This is a genomic window from Planctomycetia bacterium, assembly GCA_015075745.1.
Lineage (GTDB): Bacteria > Planctomycetota > Phycisphaerae > UBA1845 > UTPLA1 > UTPLA1.
Genome location: JABTTW010000001.1, coordinates 405,889 through 421,939, shown reverse-complemented (window position 1 = coordinate 421,939; position 16,051 = coordinate 405,889). Strand labels below are relative to the sequence as shown.

The 16,051-nt window shown below is 60.9% G+C and carries 9 protein-coding genes; 5 read left to right on the top strand and 4 right to left on the bottom strand.

Annotation, left to right across the window (positions count from 1 at the left end):
• Positions 1-119: 119 nt before the first annotated feature.
• The gene (locus HS101_01710; GenBank protein MBE7504981.1) at positions 120-6,017 is read left to right on the top strand and encodes a hypothetical protein; all 5,898 of its coding nucleotides are present in this window, start codon (positions 120-122) and stop codon (positions 6,015-6,017) included.
• Between the two features lie 133 nt (positions 6,018-6,150).
• Here HS101_01710 and HS101_01705 read toward each other — a convergent pair whose 3' ends face one another.
• Both HS101_01705 and HS101_01700 read right to left on the bottom strand, forming a co-directional pair.
• Positions 6,151-6,603: a hemerythrin domain-containing protein gene (locus tag HS101_01705; protein MBE7504980.1), complete on the bottom strand. Its 453-nt coding sequence runs from the start codon at positions 6,601-6,603 to the stop codon at positions 6,151-6,153.
• Positions 6,604-6,633: 30 nt separating this feature from the next.
• Positions 6,634-6,786, bottom strand: a complete 153-nt coding sequence (locus HS101_01700) for a hypothetical protein (GenBank protein ID MBE7504979.1) — start codon at positions 6,784-6,786, stop codon at positions 6,634-6,636.
• Positions 6,787-7,475: 689 nt separating this feature from the next.
• Between HS101_01700 and HS101_01695 the strand changes: the two genes are divergently transcribed.
• Both HS101_01695 and HS101_01690 read left to right on the top strand, forming a co-directional pair.
• The gene (locus HS101_01695; GenBank protein ID MBE7504978.1) at positions 7,476-8,753 is read left to right on the top strand and encodes a hypothetical protein; all 1,278 of its coding nucleotides are present in this window, start codon (positions 7,476-7,478) and stop codon (positions 8,751-8,753) included.
• Complete coding sequence (locus HS101_01690; protein ID MBE7504977.1) at positions 8,750-10,126, top strand: sigma-54-dependent Fis family transcriptional regulator; 1,377 nt, start codon at positions 8,750-8,752, stop codon at positions 10,124-10,126. The genes HS101_01695 and HS101_01690 overlap by 4 nt, the downstream gene beginning before the upstream one ends.
• 211 nt (positions 10,127-10,337) lie before the next feature.
• Here HS101_01690 and HS101_01685 read toward each other — a convergent pair whose 3' ends face one another.
• Both HS101_01685 and HS101_01680 read right to left on the bottom strand, forming a co-directional pair.
• Positions 10,338-13,112 (bottom strand): class I SAM-dependent DNA methyltransferase, encoded by a 2,775-nt coding sequence (locus HS101_01685; protein MBE7504976.1) that lies wholly within the window; start codon positions 13,110-13,112, stop codon positions 10,338-10,340.
• A gap of 772 nt (positions 13,113-13,884) precedes the next feature.
• Positions 13,885-14,673 (bottom strand): zinc-dependent peptidase, encoded by a 789-nt coding sequence (locus HS101_01680; protein MBE7504975.1) that lies wholly within the window; start codon positions 14,671-14,673, stop codon positions 13,885-13,887.
• Positions 14,674-14,867: 194 nt separating this feature from the next.
• Here HS101_01680 and HS101_01675 point away from each other — a divergent pair, with 194 nt between their 5' ends.
• Together HS101_01675 and HS101_01670 are read left to right on the top strand one after the other, a co-directional pair.
• A complete protein-coding gene (locus HS101_01675) occupies positions 14,868-15,308 on the top strand; it encodes a MaoC family dehydratase (GenBank protein ID MBE7504974.1) in 441 nt (146 codons plus the stop codon).
• A gap of 29 nt (positions 15,309-15,337) precedes the next feature.
• Positions 15,338-16,021, top strand: coding sequence for a response regulator transcription factor (locus HS101_01670; GenBank protein MBE7504973.1), 684 nt, complete (start codon positions 15,338-15,340; stop codon positions 16,019-16,021).
• Positions 16,022-16,051: the final 30 nt, after the last annotated feature.

Here is a 16,051-nt window from a genome sequence, read left to right as displayed (position 1 = left end):
AGACTTGGCGTCTGATTTCGCCGATTTCCAATCATTTCTCATGGGTGTGTTGTCAACCAAATAACTGGCGAGCAATTCGTTTTTATTACGAGTGGGTATCTAGGGAAGGAGTTGGGTAGATGACGAGAAAGTTATCTTTCTGTTGCGCTGCAATTCTAGCATGCGTATGTTTCGGGCAGGTTCCGCTTCAAGCGGAGAACGCTCATCGCGAGCGTCCTGATTCGGTCGGAACTCCGACCGCTGACGGCGCTTATCAGCCGGCATTGCCGGACGGTGCACTGCGACGCGATCGCAGCTACGTCCCGCAGGCACGGCCGAATTCGAATTACAACACCAGGCCGGTCTTTCCGATGATTCCGCCTCCGGAATTGCAGAATCGGCTGGACGGCGCCCCGCGCGGTGAGCCGCCGCCCTGTACGCTTGAACCCTGCGAAATTCTCATCTACGACAACCTTAACGGCCCGAATGCCGCCGCGAACATCAATGATCCGGCTGAGACGCCTACCTACGACGACTGTGCGTTGGTGGGAATCGACCGGTTCATTTGCCGCTTCTCATTCGTCCTCGGTGATCTGAATAATACGGGTGGTTTGATCCCGTACACCCTGATCGTCCGAAGCGGAAACTACTTCCCGATTTGCCCGGAAGACTCACGATCCGTCGTTCTTTACACGGCGACTCAGAACGTTCCGGCGACCAACCCCTTCAACATTGTCAACTTCGACATTAGTCCTCCTCTCTTCCTCGACGAAGACTTCTTCTGGATCGGCATGATGGTTCCCGCTGCGGATGCCGGCGCCGGTTGGGGAATCGGCGGTCCCGCTGAGTTGGGCTTCACCGAAGATAACATGGTGATCCCCAACAATAACGGTACCTGCGAAGACCTGGGCCCGGGCCAGATGGACGACTACTTCTGGTTCGGCGGCGATCCTTACGCCGGTCTTCAGGTTCAGGTTTTTGCCAACCCCGGCGATCCCGGCGCTTGCTGCGACCGCGACATGAACGACGGCATGGGCAATGGAACCTGCACGGACTCTGTCTTCCGGTCGGTCTGTCTGGTTAGCAGCACAACCAGTGTCTGGAAGCCCGGAACGTGCAGCGACTTCGGCATGACTGATCCCGCTTGTGCGCTGTGTATCTCACAAGCCGACGCGTGTGTCGGCGCGACCGTTGATGCCGAGCCGAATTGCTCCGCCGGTTACGTTGACAACTACAACGAGAACTGTCTGATCCCGAACCTGCCGACCATTGCATGTGGTCAGAGCATTTGCGCGACCGCAGGCACCTACAACTCCGCCTGTACGGCCGATGCCGACTGTAGCGCAGGTCAGACCTGTGTCACGATGATCTGCACGGGTCCGGCCGACTCGCGCGACAACGACTGGTACAAGCTCGTCCTGACTCAGGACACCCAGGTCACCATCGACCTGAATGCCCGATTCAGTGCTCAGATGTCGCTGATCAATAACGGCGGCGATCCGATGACCTGCACCGACGATGCCCTCGACTTTGAGGCCGGCCGCGCGTGCGAGGTCCTTTCGATCGTCCGATGCCTGCCTGCCGGCACGTGGTTCATTCGCGTTCGACCGGACACCTTCGCGGGCATCCCCTGCGATACGCGGTACCGACTCTCGGTATCCTGCGGCAGTTGCAGCCTGCCGACCGGCGCCTGCTGTGACGCAAGTCCTGCCGGCTGTTCCGAGTTGGCCGAGGTCGCCTGTGTGGGTCGCGCCGGACAGTATCAAGGTGACGGGACCCTGTGTGCCGGCGCCGGATGCCCCGGTGTGCCGAGCAACGACGATTGCGGCACGAAGATTCAGCTTGCCGGCGTCATGGTGGAAGTCACGCCTGACACTAGCTTCGCGTCGGATTCGACCAATCCGCCTCAGGATCCCGCTGATTGCGACAATGAGCCCCTTTCAACCGGAAACATCCTGATTCGCAAGGACGTTTTCTATAACTATCGTATCCCGACGAACTTCAACGGTACCCCGGTCACCGCGGGTGACGTGGTGCTCAGCACCGCGGGCAGTGCCATTGATGCGTGGATTATCGTTTACGGTCAGCCGAATGCGGTTAATAACTGTGGCGTCGGTCTTTGTGGCGCGCCTCAGTATGCCTGCAGCGACCAGATTCTGGACAATGGCACGAACTTCAAGTTCAACAGCGTCGGCCACCTGGTCATTCCGGTCGAAGCAGGCAGTGCTTCCTTCTTCGATCCCGGCGACTGCATCAAGATTCGTATTGGTCGTGGACGAAGCCCGGTCACGCCGGCGGCCCCTGCGGGTGGTCAGGCCCGACTCGGCATCGACTTCATTCCGCGAAGTTCGCCGTTTACCCTTCAGACCGGCCGCTGCTGCTTCGCGGACGGCAGTTGCCAGATCACGATTGATGAGCCGACCTGTCTCGGCCTCAACGGATTCCCGCGGCCATCGACTGATTTCAATCAGGGCGATCCTTCCGTCGGCGATCCCGTCGCGGGCTGCAAGGCCGATCCTTGCCCCGGCGTCGGCGATGCCTGCTTCCGCGCCATCGACCTCAACGTGGCCATGGGCAGTGAGTTCGGTCAGGGCGTGGGCTCGGGAGCCCTCACGCGCAACATCCTTGACATCATGTATCTGAAGTATGAAGTGCCTGCGGTCGGCGGCGTGGTCATCCACTCCTGCGGCAGCAACGGCTTCTACGATTCGATCATTGGTGTTTATGGTTCGGTCCTTTCAAGCGGTGACTGCGATCTTGGATCGCTCATCAAGTACGGTGATGACTGTACTTCGACCGAGAGCACCGCGAACGGCGCGCTGACGGTGGCGCCGTGCTACGGCGGAATCAACGCGACGAGCAACGCTTGTCTCTGTTTGTCCGTCGGTCCGGGCATGGATGTGACCGCCGGCCAGATCATCTACATCGCGGTCGGCTCGTCGAACATCCCTGGCAAGCAGTTCGTCTTCGCGGGTTCGCCGCGGCTGATCGTCGATCCGGTGACTGATCCGATCGACACGCCTGTGGTCGCTGCCGTGACGGTTGAAACACTCAATCAGTGCTTCACCTGTCCTGCGACGTGCCCGATGGGTGCGATCGATGAAGGCAACGACCAGATTTGTCAGGACACCAACGATCCGAATCCGCAGGACACGTGGAACGGTGGATGTAACTCGGCGACCTTCGACTTCAACAGTCCGACGATCGACTGCTCCGGCGGTCCGGTCACGATCTGCGGCCGCTCGGGTAACTTCCGACATCCGTTCCCCTGCGACAATCCACTGGATTGTCCGGGCAACGAGCCCTGCACGGGCGTCGGTGGTTCCTGTATCGGCAACAACCTGTTCGTGAATCGCGACGAAGACTGGTTCAAGCTCGTCGTGACTGAGCCGCGCACGATCTTCTGGCGTGTCCTCAGCGAGGAGTTCGCCGGTCAGCTCGACATCTTCGCGGACCCCGAGGGCGACTGCGACAGCGTCTTCGTCCTGGCGTCCAACTCGGTCTCGTTTGCGTGTGAGCCGCCGGCAGGTACTCCTTCGCCGCTGGAAATCAGCGCGAGCGTATGTGCGGGTACTTACTATCTGCGAGTCACCCAGTCCGTCTTCGGCGGCCTCGGCACCACTGAATGCAGCGCTGAGTACGTCGTTCAGGCGGAGTGCTCCGGCTTTGACCAGCCTGCCGATTGCTGCCTCGGTGACATGAATGCCGACGGCAAGGTCAACGGGCTCGACATTCAGAAGTGGGTCAGCGTCCTCTTTACGCCGCCCACCGTGTTTGACGAGTTCCTGGGCTGCTTCTCGGCCAATTACTGCCGTGCTGACATCGACAGCAGCGGTGCGATCGACATGGGCGACCTGTCCGGCTTCGTGAGCCTGCTCGTCACGGCGAACAAGCCGGTATGCACGCTCAACGACGTCTGCACCGATGCGGCGACCAGTCAGTTCCCGTTTGACAGCATGGGCGCTTCGGAGAGCGATCTTGAGATCACGCCTCCTCCGGGTACGCCTTCGCCTGACAAGCGAGCGGCTGATTGCTTCCGGCCGCTGGAAAGCGGTCAGATCACCCAGGTTTGCTGGTGGGGCGGCTATGCCGACCTGGCCGGCGCCGATTGTGGTCCGGAGCCCGATTGCTTCCAGATCACGTTCTACAGCGGTTCAGTGAATCGCTGCCCCGGCACGCGCATCGAGCCTCCGGGCAGCCAGTATGTCGGCAATGCGACCCGTGCAACGACGGGCGGTGCGATCATTACGCCCGCCGGCCTGCTGACGGAGTACTTCTACTCCGCCACGCTGGCGACGCCGCTCACGGTGACGGCCGGCAACACCTACTGGATCGAGATCACCAACAACACGCCCGAGAGCCTGTGCAAGTGGGTCTGGGAGCAGTCGCCACAGGGCGATACGCGTCACGCCATCGGCGACGGCGCCGACGACCTGCCGACTGACTACAGCGCCTGCACCGCGGCGAACATCGGGATCCGAGACCTTGCCTTCAGCATCAACCTTCGCATCGCGAAGGATGGATGCGGCAAGCCGACCGGCCGATGCTGCCACGATCCTCTCCCTCTGGGCGGCGTGGTCTGCAGCATCACCACCGAAGGCGACTGCGTGGCCGTGCTGAACGGCGAGTGGTCGGAGGACGGCACGTGTTCGCCGGAGAATCCGGCATGCACGCTCGGTCGCTGTTGCTACCTCGACATGGCCATGATGACCCAGTGTGCTTCAACCACTCAGTCCGCGTGCAATGCTGCAAACGGGCTGTGGGTTGAGGGCGCCAGTTGTCCTTGCCCGACGGGTCGATGCTGTATCGATACGACCTGTACCTCCGGAGTTTCTGAGGTTGCCTGTAGTGCACAGGGTGGAATCTGGCTCCAGGGCGCCGATTGCAGTTCGCCTTGCCCGACCGGCATCTGCGAAAACATCGGACGCTGCCAGTTGCCGCACCTACTCGGCAACAACCTCCAGCAGGGTGGCTACGTCTCTGATGCCGACAACGGCATCTCGACGGCTGATGATATTCGACCGCTGTTTACCAGCGGAGCGAACTTCATCAACCAGATCTGCTTCCGCGGTTTCCATCGCCAGGGCGCCAATGCCGATTGCGGCGGCGGTGTTGAGACGCCGGAAACCTTCAGGATCACCTACTATGCCGCCAGCGGTGACTTGCCGAATACGGCAACAATCATTGGCGGTCCGTTCGACCTGACACCTCTGAAGAGCGTCGCCATCACGGCGGGCAATCCGGAAGGTGTCCAGGGTGGCGGCGTCCAGTACCAGTACGAGGCGTTCCACGCCGCGGTAAACGTCACGCCGAGTGCGTGCATCTGGGTTGAAATCCAGAACACCGTGGTTGATCTGCCGTGCGTGTTCTTCTGGGCGACTTCGGCCGAAGGTGGTAATCAGAAGGCCGCCGTCCGAAGCACCGGTGCAACGGCGTTCCCGTATCAGATTGTTGATCGGGATCTGTCCTACTGCGTCGGTCCGGTCAACGTGTCCAGCGCTGTCTGTGCGTTCAGCCCGGTTGCCCCGGCGAACGACCAGTGTGCAAACGCGACGAACATTGGTACGGGTCCTGCCGGTCCGATTGTCGGTACGACGATCGGCGCCACGACCGACCCGGGCAGCAGTTCGGGTTGCGGCCCCGCGGCCAATACACGTGACGTGTATTACCGCTGGACGCAGGTAACGCCGGCTGCGGCAACCACGTTCCAGATCTGTACGCTGGATTCGACCTTTGACGCGATCATCTCGGTCCACAAGACCACTTCCGGCGTCATGGGATGCCCGGCCACCTCGGCCGATGATTCGCAGATCGCCGTCAACGGTGGTTGCAATGACGACGGCTGTCCGCAAGGCCTGGGCACGAACACCCTGTTCTTCCAGGGTCGCCAGGCGCGGCTGGTTCGCAATGCGTCTCAGGCGGCAAGTCAGCTTCCGAGCGGGCAGACCTTCCTGATTCGCATCTCCGGCGCCGTCAAGAGCGGCACGGCGACGAATCCGCCGGACGGCAAGTTCGTCCTTCAGGTGACCCAGCCGTAAGAACGGTCTGAGCACTACTGTTCATCACATCGGCCCCCCGGAGTTACTGCTTCGGGGGGCCGATTCTTTTTTACGGAGTATTGTGTGACCAGCGTCGCTGAAGCGAAGGAATCGCGCCTCGGCCCGGCCGGCGTCAGTCCTTGGTGCCGATGTCGGTGGTGAAGGCGGTAAGCACAAGAAAATTCTCGTCGCGCTCGTGATGCTCCACATACTGGAGGAGGGCTTGGATCCTCCGGCAGCAATCCAGCAGCAGGAGCTGGTCCTTTTCGTTTACCTCATTCAGTTCGCGCTGGATGAGGCCGAGCAGTTTGGTAATCTCGACGTGTTCGTGAGCAAGCCGCTCGATCTCTCGCGTGAGTGCGGGACTTTGCTCGGCGACGGAGACCATGAACCCATCCTGCTCCTCAAGGGCCATGTGCTTGATCAGGTGGCCACGCAGATGCTCATACTCCCCTCGGACCTCCCGAAGCCACTTCGCTCGATTCACTCGCGGCGCCACCGATACTTTTTCACCAAGCCGCTCCGACAAGTCGATGACCTTCTGATGCTCGTTGCTCACCTTGTTCATCAGTTCCTGAGGGTTCATGGTCATCCTCCCTTCGTCTCTGCATTTTTTTCACCGGCTCGGATGATCGGCCGGATCGTCGGCGCTGCCTCCGGGTGAAGTGTCGCCGATCCCGCGGTTTGCTTCTTCCGCAAGTGCGGACTCGAGGTAATCGACAACGATCGGCAGATACGCATCCAGCGCGCAATCCACGTGATCTCGCATGGGGCATGATCCGTGGTCGTCTTCGTGCGGACACGCGCAGCAGACATTCAGCCTGACGCCCTCCATATAAGGGTCGATGCGCTTTGAGCGGGTCCGGCGAACAATTTCGGCGATGCCGGGCAAATTGCGGAAGATCGCACACGGCCGGGAGGCCGGCAGACTGCATGTGCCCTGCGCCGTGTAACGACTGCACCTCGGGCAGATTTCACTTCTCAGTCGAGCCTCAATCGCGGGATCAACGGTCTTCATCGCCGCACCTCAAATTCGCCGCTTTGCCGGGCCAATGAGCCACATCCGCCACGGCAATCCATCGAGCAATGCCTATGCCATCCATGTTTGCATCGCATGGCCAGGCGGGATGAAGTGCTGTTTCGACAAAAGGCGGACTGCCCCGGTCGATCGAAACGGGTACTTTCCATCCAGAGCCGGCCCCGCCCGGTCGCCGGCAGGGAGGAATTGTCCGCACGACAAAGGCAGAATTCCGCAGACTCCGAGCGAATTCGGTCTCCGCATGCCATATTCTGTTGTTGAGGGTTCCACTTGGGCGATACCCGCTTGTTGCCGCTCCCGTGGAACGGTATTTGCTCCCTGCGCGACAATCCAGCGGGTGAGTTTTTTCCAGAAGCAATAAGCCCGATTGTTTTTGCGTTCCACGGGGACGTAAACGGGCCCCATTTTGGAGTGAGAGGATGGCGCAGCGCAGAATCGAGCTCCGGCCGCGGGCCCAGATCGCCTATAGCGCCAGGGATCGGGTCATAAGCGCCGCTTTGCGATATGATCGGGGCATGTCCGGAGAGTTATTCGCCCAATTCCAGCGATTTGTCGAATTTACCGGCAAAGACAAACTCGCGCTCTTGGAAGCTCGACAGCGCTTGCGCCCCTTTTTCGAGAGCGTCGTGGACGAGTTCTACGGCACGCTGCTGCACGATCCGGAGGCCCAGGCCATCCTCGATGCGGAGATAGGGCGATTGGAGCGGCTTCGGCAGAATCTACGTCAGTGGGTCGATCAGCTCTTCTGCGGCGAATACGACCAGGCCTACTTCGAGCAGCGAAGCCGCATCGGTCGTACCCATGTCCGTATCGAGCTTCCGCAGCATCTCATGTTCTTCGGCATGAGCGTCATTCGCCGCGAGCTGGTGCGCGTGATTATTGAGGCTCGCCTTCCAAACGCCGCCGTCGTCATCAGTGCCGTGCACAAGCTGCTCGATCTGGAGCTGGCGGTGATGAACGACAGCTATCGCGAGGACTTCGTCGATCGGACTCAGGCGGTCGAGCGGTTGCAGTTCGAGCAGCGCCTCGGCGAGAGCGAGCATCTGGCGACGATCGGACAGGTCGCCGCCTCATTGGCCCACGAAATCAAGAACCCGCTCGCCGGAATCAGCGGCGCCATCCAGGTGCTGGGCTCCGAACTCGGCGACGAGCATCCTCACAAGCCGATCATCGAGGAGGCCCTTCGGCAGATCGATCGCCTCGACGCCGCCGTCAAGGACCTGCTGCTCTATGCAAGGCCGCAAAACCCCACGGTCGCCCGCTGCGACTTGAGCGAGATCGTCGCCGAGTCGATGATCCTCCTGCGTCAGGAGCCCGCGTTTCAAAACGTACGCATACGCTGCGAGGGCCTCACCGAAAGACACTGGGCCATCGTCGACCCCAGCCAGGTCAAGCAGATCATCACCAACATCCTCATCAACGCGGCCCACGCCTGCGAAGACGATGGCGACATCGACTGTGCCCTGGAGACCGATGCCCGCGTGGTGCGCCTTCGCATCACCGACACCGGCGCCGGTATCCGGCCGGAGGTATTGTCGCGCGTCTTTGAGCCGTTCTTCACAACGAAAGCGCGCGGCACGGGACTAGGCCTGGCGATCTGCAAGCGTATCATTGAGGCTCATCAGGGCGTGATCCTCATTGAGAGTCGGCCGTCGGTCGGCACGCGCGTCACCGTGGAGTTTCCGGTTGTCCCATGAACAAGACCCGCATCCTCATCATCGAAGACGAAAAGCTCATTCGCTGGTCCCTGCGCCAGCGATTCCAGGATGAGGGGTTCATGGTCGACGAGGCCGAGACCGCCGCCGAAGGTCTGGAGAAGTGGGCGGCCGAAACCTACGACCTGGTCATGCTGGACTACAAGCTGCCCGACAAGACCGGCCTGGAGGTCTTGGAGCTGATCCGCGCCCAGGATCAGGACGTCGTCGTCCTCATGATGACCGCCTACAGCAGCGTCGAGTCCGCCGTCCAGGCCATGAAGCTCGGCGCCTTCGACTATGTCAGCAAGCCCTTCCAGATGGACGCGCTCATGCTGACCGTCAACAAGGCCCTCTCGACGACCCAGCTCAGGCGCGAGCTGCGCGACCTGCGGGCCCGGATGAAGCAGGAGTACGGCTTCTCCAGGCTGCTGGGTCGCTGCGCGGCCATGCAAAAGCTCTTTCAGATGATCACCGACGTGGCGTCCAGTGGCGCGTCGACAGTGTTTCTCAAGGGGGAGAGCGGCACCGGCAAGGACCTCGTCGCCAAGACGATCCACTACAACTCCGATCGTGCCAACAAGCCGTTCATGAACATCACCTGCACCGCCATCACCGAGACGCTCCTCGAAAGCGAGCTCTTCGGTCACGAGCGCGGGGCCTTCACCGACGCGCGGCAGATGAAAAAGGGCCTGCTCGAGCTGGCCGACGGCGGCACCGTCTTCCTCGACGAGGTGGGCGACATGCCCCCGCAGTTGCAGGCCAAGCTATTGCGTTTTCTAGAGGAGAAGGTGTTTCGCCGGGTCGGCGGCGTTCACGATATCGAGGTCGACGTGCGCGTCATCGCCGCGACCAATCGCGACGTCAATCAGCTCATGGAGGAGGGCAAGTTTCGCGAGGACCTGTTCTATCGGCTGAACATCATTCCCGTCGATCTGCCGCCGCTGCGTCAGCGCGACGGCGACGTCGAGCTGCTCGCCGAGCACTACGTGCAGGTCTTTGCCAAGGAGTTTCGCAAGGATGTCCACGGCCTGACGCCGGCGGCGCTGAAGAAGCTGCCCGCCTATTCCTGGCCGGGAAATGTCCGCGAGCTTCGCAACGTCATCGAGCGCGCGGTCCTCCTGTGCAAACAGAATGAGATCGGCCCGGACGACCTGGTCCTCGGCCGCGGAGAGACGCGCGACTCATCCGTCTTCGTCCGCCTGCCGGCCGGTGGCATTTGCATCGACGAGATCGAGGAGCAGCTCGTCAAACAGGCCCTGGCCATGTCCAACGACAACCAGACCCAGGCCGCCAAGCTCCTGCACCTCTCGCGCGACCAGCTTAAGTATCGCATGGACAAGTATGGACTGGGCAAGGATAAGGCGGCGAGCTAGCGCCGACCTCGTTCGATCGTCGCATCTCTACAGCGCCCGGGTGATCGCGGGCCTCTCGCCCGCACGAAGCGGCGACCCCCAGGACCGACACGACCGAATGAATGACAGCCTGGCGTCAGCCGCCGCGTCCCAATTCTCGATGAAGACCTTGCCGTCGGGGTTGCAAATCGATCGCCCGACCGGATCGCCCGCTATGCTTTCCGCCGGGCCTTCAGCCGCCCCGGTCTTTCTTTCGCCGCCGCCCGGCAGGCGCTGCCAGCGGGGCGGTGAGTTGCTCGTAAAGGGCGAATAGGAATTCCAGCCGCTGGCGTTCGGTGGTGAAGGGCTGGGGGCGGTAGCAGCGGTCCACTGCCCGGTCGAGCACGTCGTGGGCCCGGCGCAGGGCGGCGGGCATGGCGTTGGGATCGTAGAGGTCGGCAAGGGTGGCGTCGGGAAACTGGGCGCGGGCATCGAGAACGGCCTGCGCCGCCTGCTCGACTTTCTGCTTCTGCGCGTCGGTCGGGTTCTGCGGCCAGGGAAAGTTGTTATAGACGATGTCTTTCGAATATCGGTAGCGCGATTCCAAACGACCGCAAAACTGCTTTACCCATGCCATGTGAATCAGACTGCTGATGACCCCGAAATGCCAGATGGAAGCGTTGGGAATCAGAAAACACGAGTCGCTGACTATGTGATCGGGTTCAAAATAGGCGAACGGAATGTATTGGCGGGATTCAGATGTGTGGCGAGGTATTAGAATAAATCTTGTGTTCGGCTGCGCGATCTGACGGAACAGCGTGGGATATTCGGCATACTTTCGTGTCGTCTCCGCCTTGCTGCGAAGCCGAAATTCCTTGACCGCCCTCACTCTTGCCGCTACTGCGGGCAACCTGCGCAACTGTGTCGGCGTTATGTCCTTCAGCCAGAGGCACCAACGCTCGCGCCCATCGAGAAATTCTTCGGCACCGATGTAAGGACGAACAAAAGGACGTGCGCCCGGCTCATCCCTCAACAGCGCATCCCGGTCCTCGGTCGACATGAGAAAATGGCCCCCGTCGGTCGGCTTATTGCCATACTTCATGCCGGGAACGTTGCAGATCGGATGAGCTCGATTGGTAAGTACCGCATTCGGCCCCTCGAATAGATACGGGCTGATATTAGTGACCTCAATCACAGCGGCGGCCGCATCCTCACCGATTTCATACTCGTGGATTCTCTTGCGCGCTATGTCTTTCCGCCCGAATCCAATGATGACTACATGAACATGAGCACGGCCTCGGGCTTCGCTCATCCATTGGAACGTCCTGTGCGCAAAGTGAATCTGGATGCCACGCCGAAATAGGTCAGGCCAAAAGATACCGGGCTGTTCACCTTGTGTAATGGAATTGGTTGAGACGAAGGCGGCTCGATTCGAAGTGCCCACCATGTACTCGGCTGCCCTGCGATACCAGCACGTTACAAAGTCCAAGACCCCTGCGGCAGCGATATCGTGCCAGACCCTGTGTTGATCTTCTTTCTGCGATTCAGTTTGCAAGTGGTGCCCGATGAACGGCGGATTCCCCAAGATGTATGTGCATTCCGCCGCCGGAAGCACCTCATTCCAGTCGATCCGCAGGGCGTTCGCCTGCACGATGTGCGGCGAACGGGTCAGCGGCGTCGTCGCCTTCACCTGGCCGAACCGTTCGAACAACTCCGCGTTCATCTGGTGGTCCATCAGCCACATCGCCACTTCGGCGATCCGCACCGGCCACTCCTCGATCTCGATGCCGTAAAACTGGCCGACATGCAGCCGGGCGCTAGCCCGGATGTCGGCCTCGGTGGGCTGGTCGCCAAAGCGCGCCTGAATGATGTCAAGCTCCAGCCGCCGAAGCTCGCGATAGGCGATGACCAGAAAGTTCCCGCAGCCGCAGGCCGGATCGAGGAAACGCATCTCGCCGATCTCGCGGTGCAGGGCTTCGAGCTGGCGGCGATTGCGCTTTGCGGACTCGAACCGCTCGCGCAGCTCGTCCATGAAAAGCGAGCGGATGAGCTTGAGAATATCCCGCTCCGAGGTGTAGTGCGCCCCGATTTGCCGACGCTCGCGGGCCTGCATGATGTTCTGGAACAGCGAGCCGAAGATGGCCGGGCTGATCTTCTCCCACTTGAACCGGCAGCATTGCACAAGCGCGACGTGCATGGCCTGGTTGAAATCGGCGAAGGTCAGCCGCTCGGCGAAGAGCTCGCCATTGACGTAGGGCAGGGCGGCCAGGTCCTCATCGAGATGGGTCTGTCGCTCGTCCACGGGCCTGTTCAGCACGTCGAACAATCGGCTGAGCTGCGCGCCGGTGTCGGTTCCATCCTCGCGGGTGCGGTGGAGGATGAAATTCGTAAACGCGGCCGGTTCGAATATACCGGTGTCCTCGGCGAAGAGGCAGAACAAGATGCGCACCATGAAGCGCTGCAGGTCGTGGCCGGTGTAGCCGCCGTCTTCCAGCCGGTCGTGGAGGTTGGCGAGGAGCTCGGTCGCGCGGAGGTTGGCCGGGTCTTCGGGGTCGATGCGGCGAGTTTCATAACCGGCGATGAAGGCGAAATGACGGATGTTGTCCCGCAGTTCCGACAGCGGGAACTCGTGCGTGGCGGGCTGCCCCTCTTCGGGCTCCAGGTCGTGCAAGGCAATGCGGGCGAAGTCGGAGACAATGACATAACGCGGAACTTCGTCGCCGCGGCCCTCGTTCTGGAGGTTCTGGATGTAGCCCATCGCCTGCGACTCGGCCCTCGACAAATCCCCCCCGCGCGACTTGTGTTCGGCGATCAGCCTGCCCGTCCAGAACAGGTCGATGAAGTCGAAGGCCCCGCCGAGATTCCGCACCGGCTCTTCAAACGACGCCACCGACCGGCGCCGGATGCCGAAGATGTTGAAGAACTCGTTCCAGAAGGTCTGGGCCTCGGCGCGCTCGCGCGAAGCGCCGGACCACTCTTGGGCAAAAGTAATGGCGCGATTCCTGATTTCGTTCCAGGATAAAGGCAACGATCAACTCCGCATCACGCACGCCACAAAACTGCTCGATCGGGCCCAGTGTAATCGCGGCATTATGAACAGTCGCTCGGCCATTCCGCGTTGCCAGACGGCGATCCGCGAGCCACGCTCCTTCGCGCCTCCTCGATCGCCTTCGCCGCCGCTTCCCGATCGATCTACGACAACCAGTTCCGCGGCCGCTTCATCGCCCACGCATGCGGCCGATCGTGCAACATACACTTCGCGTTGACCTGGCGCAGTACGCCCTCGCATTTCCGATTCTCCGCAAGGCGCACCACGCGTACGAGCAGCCGGAGTTCATCAGCGAACCCGCGGTGCAAGGGGTGCGGAATGCAGTCTGCTTGAGATTGCCGGGGACGTACGGCGATCGAATTCAGCGTCATAGATAGACGAGTGGTCTGAAATGCCCCGATTTGCAGCAAAATGCAAGCGATGTGGGCCCGAATTTCGACTCGATTGCCCATCAAATCACAGGCTCTTCGCTCAATGTTAGAATAGGGAACTTATACCGATAGTGCCGTCTGAAGCGCGTGGAAATGTAATCGGACCTCAAAGTCCGTTGAGGAGCCCGTTACCCATTTTGGAGCTTGAATCGGGTAAATTCCCGGCTATACTACATTCGGTCCCACTAGAGAGCCTCCTTTCTCTACTCTCCGGCCCGAGAGGTAGGGACCTAGGGCTGGCATCACCTGCCAGTCCTATTTTTTGCGCACAGATAACCCAATTGCGTCTTACGCTTGCGGCAACCACCTTTTTCCGGGCCTCACCAGGAGCCTGGGTCCTGCCTATAGAAGCGAGCAAGAACAACATAAAGGGCCAAATTTGATTTGCTCAATCGTTTCGGCTGCGTAAAGAAGTGTTCCGTGCAGACGGCGAAGAACTCGGCCGGATTTGTGGCGCCGTAGGGGTCAATAAAGGTCCTGCGCCCCGTTTGCACGTCAGCAATGTGGGTTCGATACGCCGATGTCATCACCCGATTCCACTTTTCCGCCTGCCGAGGCGAATCCAGAGGGGGGCGGCCGTCGGCCTGGCCGGTCAGGAAATCGAGCGCGTGAGCGAATTCGTGGAAGACCGTGTTGCTTTTGAGCGTTGGGTTTCCCCGGGCGGCTTGCAGTCTGTCCCATGAAAGAAGGACAGGCCCGCGATGCCACGTCTCCCCGATCTTGTCCGGCTCGATCCAGTAAGTCTCGCCATCGGGACCAATCGCGTCGATTCGGTCGCCGATCTCCGACGGGTAAAGGATGATCTCCTTGGTCTTGGGAAACAGCCCCAGGTGCGGAAGTCGCAGAATGAGAATGCAGGCCTGTGCCGCGACGAAGGCCTTCATCTGCTCGGTGACCTGGAGGTCTCGCGCACCCCAGAACTTTTTCTCGTCCACGAACCGCGTGACCAGCTTCGGCAGGCATCGCTTGTCGCGGGCCGGGAGCGACCAAAGCAGCGGAAAGTCCGCGGCAAGATCGTCAAAGCTCCAACGGACGGCCGCCGTGTCGCGCTCCAACTGTCGAGGCGCTGCGGGGCGACCGGTCAGAAGCTCTCGAAGCCATCGGAACAAGCTGAATAATCTCCTCGGAGTCTGCCGCCCGGCGTCCGGCGGTTTTTTCACAATCCGCCGTGAATGCGACGCCGGCGCCATCGAGCACGACGGCCCCGGATCATAGTCGGTTGATGGGCGTGCGCATCATGACCACACGCTGAACAGGTCCGGGGTTATAATCCAATTCGGGACATGTAAACGGAGAACCTGTCATGGCCGGCCTGACGCCTCGAACACGCGAATCCATCACCGTGGGGGACAAGGGCGCCTTTGAAAAGGTCATCAGCGAAAAGGACATCTTCCAATTCGCCGATATCTCCGGAGACTTTAACCCGCTGCACATCGACGAGGAGTACGCAAAAAAGAGCCGGTTCGGCCACCGCGTCGCCCACGGCATTCTCATGGCCGCGATCATCTCCACCGTCCTCGGAAGCGAGCTGCCCGGGGTCGGAACGATCTTTGTGGAGCTGCATATCCGGTTCTTAAAGCCGGTGTTCATCGGCGACGTGATCAAGGCCAATGCGACGGTGATGGAGATCGTGAACGCCAGGCGGGTCCGGCTCATGGTCGCCTGCGTGAATCAGCACGCCGAAGACGTGGCCATCGGCAACGCCATCGTGGTGCCGCCGGAAATGACCAAGATCATCGCATAACAAACCGGTTCCCGACGAGCGGCGATTTCATGAAGCTTCTGGTGATCGAGGACAATCCGAAGATGGCGGGGCTCATCCGGCAGGGCCTCGAGGAGCAGGGCTACCTGATCGAGGCGGCCGCGTCCGGCCACGACGGCGAACACCAGGCGGCGTCCAACCCCTACGACCTGGTCATCCTCGATGTCATGCTGCCCGACATGGACGGCATGCAGGTCTGCCGCAATCTCCGCCGGCGCGGCGTAAAGACGCCGATCCTGATGCTCACGGCTCTCGCGACCACGTCGGACAAAGTCTCCGGCCTCGACGCAGGCGCCGACGACTACCTGACCAAGCCGTTCGAGTTCGACGAATTGATCGCGCGGGTCCGGGCGATCCTCCGCCGGGGACAGGCCGCCGGATCGACGACCCTTCGCTTCGCCGACCTCGAAGTGGATCTGAATCAGCGGCGCGTGACGCGCGGCGGCCAGCGCATTCGACTGACCGCCAAGGAGTTCTCGCTGCTGGAGTATTTTCTTCGCAACCCGAATCGCGTGTTGACGCGAACGGCCATCGCCGAGCATGTCTGGGACATGAACTTCGACGGAGACAGCAACGTCATTGACGTCTATGTGAGCATGGTTCGCCGCAAGATCGACAAGGGATTCGATCAGCCGTTGATCCACACGGTCATCGGCAGCGGCTACGTGCTCAGCACCGAGAGCGTCGATAGCTAAGCCGGGTGAGGACCGGCGGGAGAGCTGACG

Bases quoted from the DNA above. Each gene is read 5' to 3' on its own strand.
- HS101_01710 (MBE7504981.1), top strand. From the start codon at position 120: ATGACGAGAAAGTTATCTTTCTGTTGCGCTGCAATTCTAGCATGCGTA.
- HS101_01705 (MBE7504980.1), bottom strand. From the start codon at position 6,603: ATGAACCCTCAGGAACTGATGAACAAGGTGAGCAACGAGCATCAGAAG.
- HS101_01700 (MBE7504979.1), bottom strand. From the start codon at position 6,786: ATGCGAGATCACGTGGATTGCGCGCTGGATGCGTATCTGCCGATCGTT.
- HS101_01695 (MBE7504978.1), top strand. From the start codon at position 7,476: ATGGCGCAGCGCAGAATCGAGCTCCGGCCGCGGGCCCAGATCGCCTAT.
- HS101_01690 (MBE7504977.1), top strand. From the start codon at position 8,750: ATGAACAAGACCCGCATCCTCATCATCGAAGACGAAAAGCTCATTCGC.
- HS101_01675 (MBE7504974.1), top strand. From the start codon at position 14,868: ATGGCCGGCCTGACGCCTCGAACACGCGAATCCATCACCGTGGGGGAC.
- HS101_01670 (MBE7504973.1), top strand. From the start codon at position 15,338: ATGAAGCTTCTGGTGATCGAGGACAATCCGAAGATGGCGGGGCTCATC.